This is a genomic window from Acidicapsa acidisoli, from assembly GCF_025685625.1.
In the GTDB taxonomy this organism is placed as follows: domain Bacteria; phylum Acidobacteriota; class Terriglobia; order Terriglobales; family Acidobacteriaceae; genus Acidicapsa; species Acidicapsa acidisoli.
The window spans coordinates 1-13103 of the sequence record NZ_JAGSYI010000009.1 but is presented as its reverse complement, the minus strand read 5'-3'; the positions used below and the strand labels follow the sequence as shown (position 1 = coordinate 13103).

The window sequence follows — 13103 nt, the reverse complement described above, 5'->3', positions numbered from 1 at the left end:
CGGCAGTTTTTCGTTTCCGGGGCATCGGATATTGGATTGATGTGTCATTCAAGGACTTGTGTGAGTTTGCGAAGTAGGAATGCAGCGCCGATGACGATGGGATGCGGATCGGACTGTTCCCAGTGAATGTAAGCGATAACGGCCAGAGATGACGATCGATACCGAGATCGACGAGATAAGCACGGAGGATCGCGACGAATCGCGTTTTCGGTCGCTTGAATCCCGCGCCCTCAAAGGCACCTATTTTATTGTCGGCTTCTACGGGCTTGGGCTGGCACTGCGATTTGGCGGCAGCATTATCCTGACAAGGCTCTTCGCCCCGGAGCTGTTCGGGCTTATGACCTTGCTGACGACGATCATTGTCGGCTTGAGCCTCTTTTCCCATATCGGATTAGAAGACAACATCATTCAGAATCCGCGCGGTGACGAGGAAGCGTTTATTAACACGACGTGGACCGTTCAAGTGCTGCGCGGCCTTGGGCTGTGGCTGGTAATAGTGCTTGCGGCTTGGCCGGCAGCCCGTTTTTATGACCCGCGACTGCTCTGGCTCTTACCCGCTGTAGGCTTCGGATGCGTGATCGGCGGCTTCAGTTCTCCCAGCCTGCTCTCCTTGTCCCGGCATCTTGGAGTCGGCAGGTTGTCACTGCTGGAACTCATCTGTCAGTTCTCCCTTTATGGCGTTTCAATCGCCTGGGCCTACTTCGACCGAACGATATGGGCGCTGGTAGTCGGCAGATTGGCTGCCGAACTGCTGCGAACGCTGTTAAGCTATCGACTGGTAAAAGGTGGAATCCGGCCCCGTTTTGTGCTGGAACCGGAAGCCGTGCGTTCGTTGTTGACGTTCGGACGCTGGATTCTGATTGGCACCGCGCTCACCTTCCTCGCCAACCAGTCGGATAGACTGATTCTGCCCAAGCTCCTGCCGAAATCCACCGCCTTCCAGGTGTTGGGAGTCTACGGAATTGCTTTCTCTCTATCGGACCTGCCGCGCCAGATTATTTCCCAGTTCTCGTCGAGGGTAGGCTTCCCGTTCATCGCAAAATTTTCGCACCAGCCGCGACCCGAATTCCGCAAAGTGCTCCTCAAATACCGAATGATGGTATTGGCCGCAGGCGCGGTCCTGCTTTCCTTCACGATTTGCGTCGGCGATGTTTTCATCCTGCATGTGTACAAGAGGCCATACCACGGAGCGGCCTGGATGATCGCCATCTTTGGCCTGGGCCTTTGGCACACCCTGCTCTACAGCACGATCTCTCCGGCGATCATGTCCCTGCAAAAGACCCACTACAATGCGCTGGCAAATCTGCTCTATTTCGTCGCATTGCTGGCCCTCTTGCCACTCGGGTACAGCTACTTTGGAATGGTGGGCGCGGTAGCCGCCGTAGCCATCAGCGATCTACCCATGTATCTGGTGAACGTGTACGCATCCTACCGCCAAGGACTGGGCATGCTCCGCCAGGACGGCTTGATGACCTTGCTCTTCCTCGCTACACTCGCCAGCGGCTTTGCCATACGCCACGCCCTCGGTTTGGAACTACCCTTCCCAGGTATTCCACACTTCTAGACAACGTACTGTACGGCCGAGCGTTGGGCGCCTATCCCAATGGCAAGAGCGCTTTGACGTTGGTCGTCGTGAGATCTCCCCACAAGCCGAACGCAAAACGAGACCAGCGAATAGACAGACTGACCGAAATGCAGGCCGCAGCCTGAGCCGCATTGCATCTTGCCCCGTGGGGCAAGATGCAATGCCATTTCAACCTGACAACCTTCTTTGGCTCCAAGGAAGATTGAGATCGCGAAAACCCTGGACACTTCAACGCAATCAATCGTATTCTAGAATCGCGATTTTAGCACCTATCTGACACACAATGACTCCTTAGAATCTGCATTTGCAAGGTAAAAAGAGGTTCGAATGTGTAGAGTTTCGAAGGGGTAGCATAAGAAAGCAATCAATGCCAGTTCCTGAAAATGCCGATACCGCACGCCGACGGTCTTCGGTTAATCTGGCTGCATGAGCGCGATCCTTCTTCTGCCGGGCATTATCTCGCTTTTCCTTGTAATTCGAGGACGCCTTGAGACGGCGTTCTTGTCTGTTTACTTGCCCTCACTCCTTCTTCTTCCGGAAAAATACAACTTCCGATTACCCCATCTCCCTCCGTTCTCCGCCGCAGAATACGCACTCATGCCGGTGGGTATTGCAGCATTGCTGCGATTCGTTAAAAGCGGATCTTTCCGGCTCATGGATACTCTGGTGGTCTTGTTTTCTATAAGTCTTTCCATCAGTGAGATCATGCATGAGCCGATAATAGCCGACGGCATCTTTGCCGCTATCAGCTCCGTCGTCTATTTCATTCTGGCTTATATGACAGGGAGGATGTTGATAGAACCTGACTTCCGCTTAGCCGTAGTCCGAAGGATCGTTATTTTGATGCTCTTGCCTGGCCCTATAGCCGTCTACCAGTGGATGAACCGGAATATCTACGGCATCATTGGGAACAGAATCCTGAAACTCCCGATGGATGAGTTCGTAGACATGAGGGCCGGACACGGCAAAGCGGGAGGGTCATTTATGGCCTCAGAGATCGATGGAATCGCTCTTGGAATAACCTTTGCTTTGAATGCGTGGCTAGTCTTTCTGTACAAAAGGAAATTAGTTGGGAACCTCGGTAAGCTGTTTTCAAAGCTCGAGAAATTCCACGTACCTGCACTTCTGCTGGTGTTCTACCTCTTCCTTACTCAGGAGCGCGGCCCTCTGATGGCACTGGTCGTCGCGCTTCTTATCCTTCAAATTCCCAAGTTCCGGAAACCTAAACTGATAACCGGATTCGTAGCAGTGACGCTTATCGTGGGAGCTTTGGGAGCAAAACAATACTTCACGAAGTATACAAATATCAGCGACGATCAGTATGACAGTGTCAGCGAACAGGCAAGGAGTGCTCTGTACAGGCGCAGGATGAATGAGCGTATGCAATCGGTCGCAGAGATGGGAGGTTGGACTGGCTGGGGTGGTAACGGAGTACCGGAAGTTGAAGGGGTCGGCAAGTCAATCGATAATGAGTTCCTGCGCGTTCACTTAATACAAGGAAGGCTGGGCTACATCCTTTTTGTGCTGATTTGTGCGGAATCTATCCGTACTGCGGTTGCACAATTATGGAGATTCCAAGCTCTGGAAGATCGCGCCTTTGCCGGAAGTGTGCTGGCTGCCTTGGCCTGTCTTTGGATTACGCTCTATACGGTATATATGGGGGAACAGTTACCACAGTTTGCTTTCCTGCTGATTGGCTGGGGCCAATCGATTATGCCGCGAAGGACATCGACGGCACCCGTTGCGGCATTTGAATCACAACCCAAATTTGTTTTCCGGCAGGTTTTCGAATAGGAACCTGTAGGAAAGCGCGATCAGTCCCACTTCCTCACGCTGCGCTTGACGCTGACCTATTCTGCAATCGACCCGCAGAATCCAGAGGTCGGTCGTTGAGGGATTGGATAGGAGCGACAATTGTCGCAGCTACGCTCCTGCCGATTTTGCCAGCTCACGCCAATCCAGGAGATTGCGATCAATCGCAGCGGACACCCGCAAGGCGTTGGCTGCAATCGTGAGGGATGGATTGATCGCTGCGCTAGTTGGCATGAAGGAACCATCTGCAATAAAGAGATTAGCGATGCCATGCGCCCGGCAGTCCCGATCGACTACGCCGGTGGAAGGGTCATCGCTCATGACACATGTGCCGCAAGGATGACCATAGTTGAGCTCGATATCCTGCGCGAGAAAAATCAAGCGCCTTCCTTTCAGGCGATCGGTCAAAAGCCTTCGAACGAGAGCGGCCCGCTCACGCAGTTCAGCCTTGATGGTGTATTTGAGGCTCACACCATCGGCCTCATCTTCTTTGAGCACAACGCGATTCTCGGGATAAGGAAGATCCTCAATGAGGTTCACAAAGATCGTACCGCGACCGAACCTCTTGATTGTCAAGGCCGCAGGAATTCTCAAAAAGGGTCGAAGCATCCTAAGATACGATGGTGCACCGCGATCAAAGCGTTGATATAAGTGCATTAAGAACTCGCCATATCCCAGCTCGAATCCAGTTGACTGAACACATCCGCAACGCTCGCCGTCCGCATAATAGAAATCTCGAAAGCAGACTGACTTACGCGGCCCCGAACTTGGCAGCTTTTCGCTCGGCCATAACGTAAAATTCTGATTTGCATGGAACATCAGGTTGCGGCCAACCATGTCGGAATGATTCGCGAGACCATTTGGCCAATGGTCGTTTTTGGACATCAAGAGTAACTTGGGTGTGTGAATCGCGCCCGCCGCCAACACAAAGACTTTGGCCTCGACCCTGATCTGCTTGTCGCCTTGAGCCACGATCGCACAGGTTACGCGGTCGGTAGTGGATTCAAGCCGCACTACCTCGCTGCGAGCCATGATTGTTGGCTTCCTCGGGGCCTCAGTGAGCACCGAGCGAACGTCTGTCCGACAGTTCTTTTGGCACAACCTGCCAAGGCATTCATCGCATCCTGGAAGATAGCGAATGCCCACGTGCAGTCTGTAAGGATGAAGGCCATTCTTTTGGAACAAGCGCACAAAATCTGTATCACAAGGTCCCAAGGGCGGTGGTTCCAGAAGATGATTTGCTCCATGCGCACTCAGTGGGTCGATCGTTCCGGCAACATGAAGCATCCGCTCAGCTTGTTCATAGTAAGGAAGAAGTTCCTGATAGCTGATGGGCCACCCACCAGTAGGATGGGTCGCATTCGGCAGCGAGTCGATATCGATGTCCGCGAATCGTTCCAATGCCGCAGCGTACCAGTTGGTACTGCCACCAATTCCAGACCCGATGGGAGCGTAGAATCGGCTCACTACACCATCAATCTCATAGGTGCTCAGCGTAGGCCATTTACTCCCGGCTAGCCGCACTTCAGGATCATGAGTCTCATCGCCTGAGGGGGGCGATTTCTCTTCAATGCCGCGTTCGATCAGCAACACATCATGTCCTGCATCAGCAAGAGCGCGTGCAGTGAAGCCACCACCCATCCCAGCTCCGATGATGGCGACATCCCATATTCGGCCTTGATCCTGCGCGCTCATTTGTGGCATACGAGCTCTCCTTAGAGTCCGAACTGTGAGGACTTCATGAAAAATGGTGGACTGGCTGGAATTGCTAATCTTATCACTGCGGAACCTCAGAGGAACCCGCTACTTTGGTCCGCCGTCCCGTACTGAGCGTGCATCGTGCAAGGAACAGACCGCGGTTATTGACGCAGTGACCCTGCGTGATCCCCTGGCGGCGTCCTAGTGTCGCGAGTCTAAGGCTCAGGGTCATTCTAGACGATTCTTTCCTGTCCGAACGTGCCAGGGATGCCCCAATCGTTGTAGACGACGGCAATCTTTTGGCGCGATCCATATATCAGCGAGATGCTAAAATCCTCTCTAATAAGGGCGAACTTGGGCGACCACGTTACTGTCGAAGAATATAGTTCACAGAACAATGCCGGATCATGTTCGCACGTTAGGATCAGCAAGACCCTGTGACAATCGATTGAATTGGCTGCAATTGCCTAATCCACAAGGAGCGGCCTAACGCTCACTAGGTGCCGTGATTGACATAGCCTTTTCTAACATGCTGATTCAACATGGAACCCGTGTGCGCGGCAGGCATATCGGGGACCAGCATCAGTTTGGTGTGGAATTACGGCGTAAATGCGGTACTTACCTCGTGACGCAAGTGCAGGCAAGCCTGTTCGATACGATTGATCAATTCGAGCAGGAGTCTTTTTGAATGAGAATCGAAGCGCCTGAAGTGTGTAGGGGTAGCTTGCGGTCGGGGATAAAGGATAGGTTGCCAGATAGGCTTCGCTTCTGTTTTGCATAACGCAGGTATCAAACCATACCTGGACCAAGGAGAGAATATGAAAGTACTTTGGCACCGGGAGCATTGGAATGCTGCTCTGATATCGACCCTAACAGTCTCCGCGATATTGAGAATTTTGTGGGCAGTGGCGGTACCCGTACATCCAGTGTCTGACAGCTTCGCATACGACGTATTTGCGCAAAACCTGGCGAAAGGCATCGGATACGCATGGGGTCCGGGAAACCTGACCGCACATTGGCCAGTCGGTACTTCGTTCATTTACTCGGTCCTGTATCGCATCTTCGGGTTTACGTATACGCCTATTGTAGTGTTCAATATCTTGATCTCTCTTGGAACTATCTGGCTCTCGATGGCCCTCGCCAGGCACTGGTTCAATGAAAGAGTTGCTATCATCACGGGCCTCGTGTTTACCTTCTGGCCCTCGCAAATTGAGTTCACGTCGGTTTTGGGAAGTGAGTTGATCTTCAATTTTTTTTTGCTGGTCTGGTTGGCTGTCTGGGAGCTGGCCCCGCTGAATCGTTGGGCAAAGGCCTTTCTCATCGGTGTCCTGGCGGCAGCCACGTGTTACATTCGTCCCGTTGCACTCGTGCTTCCTGTCGTCTTTTGCTTCATCGAAATTCTTCGTGAAAGAAAATATTTCCTTCCCGTTGCGCGTGTCGCTATTATCTTGCTGACTATGGCTGTACTGATTGCGCCTTGGAGCATCCGCAATACCCGCCTCTTTGGACGCTTTGTACAAATTTCGACAAATGGAGGCGTAAATTTCTGGGAAGGTAATAACCCTACCAGCAATGGCAAAACGGAAGATCTCCCTCCCGATGCGGCAAGAATGCAGGAAGCAGACCGAGATATCTATCTTGGCAATATCGCGAAAGCCTATGTACGCCAATACCCAGGCCGTTTCATCATGCGTACTCTGAAAAAAGCGGTTTTGCTTTATGACCATGAGACTATCGGGGTACATTGGAATCCAGGGCTAGCAGAGAGATATGGGGATCGGGTCGTTCGGCCGCTCAAGCTGCTGAATGACCTGTATTGGTGGCTGGTCCTGGCGCTGGGCCTGATTGGATCAGGAGTGTTGGCAACGCAACGCGGAATCTGGGCGACCATCACATCTATTCCTATCCTGATGTGGCTCTACTTCACTGCGCTATATGCGGTTTTCGTCGTCCAGGATCGCTATCACTTTCCGGCTTTACCGTTTATTGCCATGTTGGCTGGAGTTGCGCTGAACGCCTTTGCGCAACAGAAAGCTACGCAGAAAGCGCCGGCGGTCGTTGCGGCCGGCTAGATATTGGCACCCGGCCAGTTCGCGATGCAAGCGAGGCCTCAGAGCTTTTTGCAACGATCTTCTGCATCGATTGCCCCGAAGCAGCTCACTCTACGTTGAATAGAGCAACGCAACACAGAGGATCGATCAGGTGCAGGCCGGGCGGCGCGTGCAAAAAATAAGCTTCTCAAGGGTGAGACCTTCTATTCGCTCCAAATTCGTCTCTTACTAGAATGCTTTGTACACGATTGCCGGAGCAGGCTGATTGAGCACAACTGTGATCACGAGAGCAATCACGCCCATAGCCGTCGCGTAAACCATCAGGGCGTAGCGGCTGGTGAACGCGGGCCCTTCCGGCGTTCGGAGCGTCAGCACCATCGCACGCAGTTGCTCCCACATTGCCAATACCGCGGTAGCGCCGAACCAGATTGCCAGCCATACGACGAGCCACGAAACAACACTGATCGAAGAAAAGATCGTGCCAATCTGCTTCCAATTTGCCCAAAACCAGAACATGGTAAAGGCAAACCAGCCGAACGTCAGGCCGCGTCCAAAAGCAATGTAGATCGCATTCTTGGCAAGATCCTTGTAAGCCTTGCGGCCGAGGATACGTGTGAGCCAAAGTTGCCAGAGCTTGTTGATCGCAACTCCCCCGCCTTGGAGGATACCGAAGACAATGTATTCCGATGTGCGCCCGTGCCAGACGCCGATTAGAAAAAATGTCACGAAAAAGCACATGACACCTAAAAATGGCTGCAACGAAATCGAAGAGATGCGCCGCATCAATGCCATGAGTAGCGGGTTATAGACATAAGTCTTGAGCCACATAGAGAGTGTTATATGCCACCGATTCCAAAAATCCAGGAATGACGATGCTGAGAAGGGGCGGTCGAAATTTTCAGGCAGCCGAATCCGCATCAAGCGCGCTAACGCGATCACAATGTCGATGTAACCGGAGAAATTAGCGTAGAGAAAAAATGGATATGCGATCGTCAGTTGAGTCGCGGCGTACAACTTGTGCTCAATCGAGACCGGCTGCATAAGCTGCTCGAGCCCATTCTCCTGCATCCTGTGCAGCAGCATTGCCAATACATTAACTTTGAAGAACCCGCGAATGATACGCTCCAGTTGAAGTCCAATCACACTTGGTCCGAGAGGAAGAGGCTGAACCGCAAACTGGTCTCGCGCAAACTCATCGTAGCGCTGAATCGGGCCGGAGACGAGGGTTGTGAAATTCAAGGTATAGAGCAGATAGGCGCCAAAGCCGATGTGCTGCTTTTCTTCTGCTCCGGCTTCTTCACTGGCTTCGATCAACAGGTGCAGGACGCGAAAAAATATATAGGAAAGCCCAAGAGTGAAGTAGGGAAAGTGCAGGAAGAACCGTTCCGGCAAGAACGTATACTTCTTCAACCACACGTAAGCGAAGATTACCGCCGGAATGCTCCAGGCGGCACTCCCAAACCAGTTCCTGAACCAGCCACGCTCCCGCATCGCAAGAACGCCATAGCCAAAGAGTAGAAATGCAGCCAACGGGATCAACACGACAGCGCTCTTCGCCAGAATCGCCAGAAAGATCAAGCTGGCCAGCAGGATCACCATCGAGCGCCAGGCACGCGAACGGCTGAGATTCGAGAGTGCCGCGGCGATCAACCCGAACAGCACAAATTGCAGGGATGCTGTATCCATGATTATGCTCAAGGCTCCGTTGCGATGTCGGGTGGAGTCGAAGCTTTCAGCTCCGGCACTGCCCCGCTGGTTAACTCCCTAGCCAGAAACCTGGAGATGATTGCGTGCCCCTCGCCATCGGGGTGGCCATCTACGGGAAAGTAATCTCGCTCGGGGCCGGGGATGCGACGGAAGTCGCCGAGGATGTCGATGAAGCTTCCACCATGGTTGATGATGCTCGCGCGGATTTCGTTTTCCAGCTTAAACGGGTCGTAACCAGCCGGCCACTCGCTATTCGCTAGCATTGCCGCCTGAGGGCGATTCGGCACCAATACCGCGATAAGGGGCACACCCGAACTCTTAGCAAGCCCTACTATTCCTGCCAGCTCGACGTCGAAGTACTGCAGTTGCCTCTGCCATTTGGAGTCAGGTTCGGTCTTCAGAAAGTTGGCGTTGTCCCCGTTTCGAAGATACGACTGAATATACTCATTCTCACTTTCGCTCGCGATCAGGAGATGCTTCAGCGCGAAAGATGTTCGGGTGTCTTCCCAGCGAGATTTCAACCGCTCGCCGAGCGTTCCATTCGCAATCGAAGCCGCGATCTTGTCCCAGAAACGCAGGGGCTTTGCGGAGGCTGTCGCTGATCGCAGATTCTCCTGAATGGCCCCCGTCTCCGTAGAATCCTCATTCTCTTTTGATCCGGCGTTCGTAATATCTGTCGGAGTGATAACCCAGAGAATCAGGTCGGGATGAGCGGCCAGTACTTGATCGAAATGCTGCACAGAGTTCTGAGTTGGGTATGGTCCGCCTCTGAATTTGCCACCTGTGGCCTCGTTGTACACCTCAACTTTCCGCCCGCTCTCCATAGAAAGTTCCTCTGGAAGTAGAGCGGCAAATGTTTTTTCTCTTGGAACAAATAGCCCCTGGGTAATCGACGAGCCTATCAACACTATCCTGAACGTCCCTGGAGGCTTGGGGTTCAACTCGGTGCCGGCGCGATGTCCTCTGCTGTTGAACCTGTACTCTGCCTTCAAATTGCTTTCTGCGGTTTTTTCCCAGCAAACGCTATTTGGCTTTACGGCCGCGTCACCTGATGGATCGTTCGTCGCAAAGCAGTTCTGGAAACCGACCTGAGTGGCAGGATAGAACCACCTTGCAAGCAACTCGGCCGAAACTGCCATTATGCAAATCGTCATCAGGCCAACTACTGGCAAGAGTACCCAGTCTCGATGCCGCGACTTCTGCTCCATTACGACCTCAGGTTCTACGGCTCCAGATTCTACGGCTTGAGGTTCGGTCAGACTTGATTGCGTCATGACACCGGCGCCTCCGCACCAATAGCAAAGCCGGTCGAGACAACCTCCATGGGCACCCCCTCCCAATCTGTCGTGCCCTCTATAAGTAACTCCCACTCCGTCAGGCCTGATTCTTCTTCTCGTACCTTGTTAAACCCAAGCTTGGCATAGTGATCAACAACTAGCTTGTTGCGCTCTGTCGGCCGATAAGTACCGATCAGCTTGTGAACGCCAGCAGCGTGCGCATGCTCGACAATCTTGCGAAGAACCATGTGCTCAACTTTGCGTCCAAGCACCCTGCAACTCATCAGCCAGGTATCGATCTCCCATTTCTCATTCCCCGCGGGCCTGCAAATTACTACGCTGATCATGCCGTTGTCGCCGAAGATGTCCGCCAGACGCACCTGCAAGGTGAAAACTGTCGGGTCGCACTCCAGTTCGAGAATCTCAGGCTCGGTATAGCGGCGCGTAGTGAGGTTGTACTGGTTGGATTTGTTGATCAGTTGAACGATGCGTGCCCGGCCCTTCCCATCAAAAGGCTGGAAGGTAATGGTCATCTCCAGCGATGCCAGATACGCGTCAACGCCACCCGCTTGCCTTTGCAAGCTGGCTCGCTTCGCATTGTCCTGGTAAAAGCTGGCGCGTTTGAGATCCTCGGCTGCCAGGGTAACGGCTTCAAAATAGCCGCCCGCAGCGAGAGTTCTGGCGTAAGCGGACGGATCTTCCGGGAGTTCCGGGACAGCAACTTGAGGAAGCAGTTTGCGCACCAGCCCGCGCTCCACCGGATTGTCATCGAGAAAAACGATTGAGTCGAGGCCCAGCGAAAGCTCCTCAGCGATGGCCTGAATGTTGGTAGCTTTGTCGTTCCAGTTGGCCTGGAAGACAGCAATGTGGTCAAGCTTCAGTAACATCTCTGGATGCTGTTCGAACGGGGCACGCGCAACCTCATCGGTGTTTTTCGATGACACGGCCAGCACAATTCCGCGCCGGCGCAAATCGAGAGCCATTCGTTGAACCGCAAGATGGGCCTCGCCGATCGCATCTCCCTGGGCAATCTTGATGCCCTCCAGGCCGTCGTCTCCGATGATCCCCCCCCAGACAGTGTTGTCGAGGTCGAGGACCAGGACTTTCCCGCTCTTGCCCCGAAGCGCGGCAACAACACGGGCCACGTGATCGCAGTAGAGCGGAATGAGTTCGTCCGAAAAGGAAAATTTAGCCAGGTTCCAAAGTTGCGTGTCATGCCAGTTCGCAAGACCGACGGTCTCCGCGAGTCCGGCGACGTCCAGCAGGACATCGCCGGAACGTAAAACAAGCTCAGCAAGCTCGCGGTTGATTCCATCGATCAGACTCCGAGTCGAGCCAGGGAGTGCGCGGTCGAGACTGCCAAACAGGGTTTCAACGGGAGGAGCGAAGCTTTGAAAGATGCAAACCGCGTTCGAGTGCTTCTTGATGCCATCACGAAGCGCTTGCAGATAGCCGATGACTCCCTCAACGGTAGCGGCCGAACCCTCGGAGTCCCCCAGGGACAGCTTCAAAGGAAGGGCCCGATAATCGAGTGCGAAAAGCACCGCATCCGGTCTCGAGGAATTTACTTTCGAATCGGGCGTCAGCGCCTCTTGAGCCACCTGATCGTAGGAAGGCTGAATCACCTCAAGAGCTATGCCACGCCGCGCAGCACTCGCCACCAGCGCCGGGACCATTAGATCGATCGTCGAGTTGCTCAGGACCGCAAGGCGGAACGGTACCAGTGGATCCAAAGACTTGCCGTCGCTCTTTGCCCTGGCAATTGCCTTCGCTAGTTTCGTTAGTTGGTTCAGGCTCAAACCATATTGAGCCAACGCACGCAATTCGCTCCCCAGCGGACCAGACGAATTGTCCAACGCCTTCAGCCTGTCAGAGAAATCCTTCGGCACCGGCAGCAGCCATTGCAATTCCGAATAAAGTGAATTCATCCTGCGATTCCTGACACCGCTTGGTTGTGCATAATATACATCAAGCTAAATCGAGAACGTTGAGGCGACAATTCCTCGAACTGGTCATAGACCGTTCCGGAACGCTCCGAATTCTCTTGGGGGTAACAGCCACACGCAATGGGCCTTTCTGGCGGTACCCGAATTCGTCGCCTTGCATTCAGTTCTTCTGATGGAAAGCCAGTCCGTTCAACGTACTGGCAGTTTCGGTCGGATGCAATGGCCGCCTTTATTTCAAACTCGAGCCTTGATCAGCGTCACCAGGTCGCCAACGGTTTCCATCTTGCCAATTTCCGAAGTCGAAAATTTGACTTTGAACGCCTTCTCAACCGTGAGTATCAGCCGAATGTGGGTCAGGCTATCCCATCCATCCACGTCTTTGGCCGACAGCGCAGGAGTCGCAGTGATCGAATCATCATCGAAGACGTCTTCGAAGATTTCCGTTAGCCGGGCGTAGATATCTGACTCATCCATGGTGGAAGACCTTTTCAATCTGCTCGTAGTGAGTGTCCCTATGACAGATTGTAGCGTAGGGTCCCGAGACTGACACCTGGAAACGTGGGATGCACTCTGGACCAGAATGGCCAGAGCTGGAGTGAAACCGTTGCTTTCGGCTAAGTGAACGCTTGGCCGAAGCAAGACAGCTCATCGAAGCCTGGTATCAGGAATACAATGAGAGTCGTACATTTGCGGAATCATCTATACGAAATTAGGGGCAGGCCAAGACTGAGTGCCGTCGCCTATAGAAACATTAAGAACCTTCCAGAGGAACAATCGTTTGATAGAGTTATCTGACAGGTCTCCGAGCTAACAGCCGAGAATTGAAGAGCCTGTTTGTGGCGAGCACCCGGATGGTAAAGGGCGGTACAGTATCTTTCCTAGAAGTGTGGAATACCCGGGAAGGGTAGTTCCAAACCGAGGGCGTGGCGTATGGCAAAGCCGCTGGCGAGTGTAGCGAGGAAGAGCAAGGTCATCAAGCCGTCCTGGCGGAGCATGCCCAGTCCTTGGCGGTAGGATGCGTACACGT

General features: G+C 53.3%; 8 protein-coding genes. 3 read left to right on the top strand and 5 right to left on the bottom strand.

The genetic code is table 11. The annotated features are described in order from the left end of the window. Positions 1-148 precede the first annotated feature (148 nt). Positions 149-1564 (top strand): oligosaccharide flippase family protein, encoded by a 1416-nt coding sequence (locus OHL23_RS28475; RefSeq protein WP_263355487.1) that lies wholly within the window; start codon positions 149-151, stop codon positions 1562-1564. Positions 1565-2011: 447 nt separating this feature from the next. Then, positions 2012-3379 carry an O-antigen ligase family protein gene (locus OHL23_RS28470; protein ID WP_263355486.1) on the top strand — a complete coding sequence of 456 codons (1368 nt, stop codon included), beginning with the start codon at positions 2012-2014 and terminating at the stop codon, positions 3377-3379. Between the two features lie 129 nt (positions 3380-3508). Here OHL23_RS28470 and OHL23_RS28465 read toward each other — a convergent pair whose 3' ends face one another. After that, positions 3509-5101 carry a GMC oxidoreductase gene (locus OHL23_RS28465; RefSeq protein WP_263355485.1) on the bottom strand — a complete coding sequence of 531 codons (1593 nt, stop codon included), beginning with the start codon at positions 5099-5101 and terminating at the stop codon, positions 3509-3511. A 767-nt stretch (positions 5102-5868) separates the two neighbouring features. On the opposite strand from OHL23_RS28465, the gene OHL23_RS28460 reads away from it, so the two are divergent. After that, positions 5869-7167 carry a glycosyltransferase family 39 protein gene (locus OHL23_RS28460; protein ID WP_263355484.1) on the top strand — a complete coding sequence of 433 codons (1299 nt, stop codon included), beginning with the start codon at positions 5869-5871 and terminating at the stop codon, positions 7165-7167. Positions 7168-7374: 207 nt separating this feature from the next. Here the strand turns inward: OHL23_RS28460 and OHL23_RS28455 are convergent, their stop codons facing one another. The 4 genes from OHL23_RS28455 to OHL23_RS28440 form a co-directional block, all read right to left on the bottom strand. Beyond that, positions 7375-8832, bottom strand: coding sequence for an MBOAT family O-acyltransferase (locus tag OHL23_RS28455; RefSeq protein WP_263355483.1), 1458 nt, complete (start codon positions 8830-8832; stop codon positions 7375-7377). A gap of 8 nt (positions 8833-8840) precedes the next feature. After that, positions 8841-9677, bottom strand: coding sequence for an SGNH/GDSL hydrolase family protein (locus OHL23_RS28450; RefSeq protein WP_263355482.1), 837 nt, complete (start codon positions 9675-9677; stop codon positions 8841-8843). A 446-nt stretch (positions 9678-10123) separates the two neighbouring features. Further along, complete coding sequence (locus OHL23_RS28445; protein ID WP_263355481.1) at positions 10124-12058, bottom strand: HAD-IIIC family phosphatase; 1935 nt, start codon at positions 12056-12058, stop codon at positions 10124-10126. Positions 12059-12310: 252 nt separating this feature from the next. Then, the gene (locus OHL23_RS28440) at positions 12311-12550 is read right to left on the bottom strand and encodes an acyl carrier protein (protein ID WP_263355480.1); all 240 of its coding nucleotides are present in this window, start codon (positions 12548-12550) and stop codon (positions 12311-12313) included. Positions 12551-13103 lie beyond the last annotated feature (553 nt).

Coding starts and splice junctions, on each gene's coding strand:
- OHL23_RS28440 (WP_263355480.1), bottom strand. CDS start 12,550: ATGGATGAGTCAGATATCTACGCCCGGCTAACGGAAATCTTCGAAGAC.
- OHL23_RS28445 (WP_263355481.1), bottom strand. CDS start 12,058: ATGAATTCACTTTATTCGGAATTGCAATGGCTGCTGCCGGTGCCGAAG.
- OHL23_RS28450 (WP_263355482.1), bottom strand. CDS start 9,677: ATGGAGAGCGGGCGGAAAGTTGAGGTGTACAACGAGGCCACAGGTGGC.
- OHL23_RS28455 (WP_263355483.1), bottom strand. CDS start 8,832: ATGGATACAGCATCCCTGCAATTTGTGCTGTTCGGGTTGATCGCCGCG.
- OHL23_RS28475 (WP_263355487.1), top strand. CDS start 149: ATGACGATCGATACCGAGATCGACGAGATAAGCACGGAGGATCGCGAC.
- OHL23_RS28470 (WP_263355486.1), top strand. CDS start 2,012: ATGAGCGCGATCCTTCTTCTGCCGGGCATTATCTCGCTTTTCCTTGTA.
- OHL23_RS28465 (WP_263355485.1), bottom strand. CDS start 5,101: ATGCCACAAATGAGCGCGCAGGATCAAGGCCGAATATGGGATGTCGCC.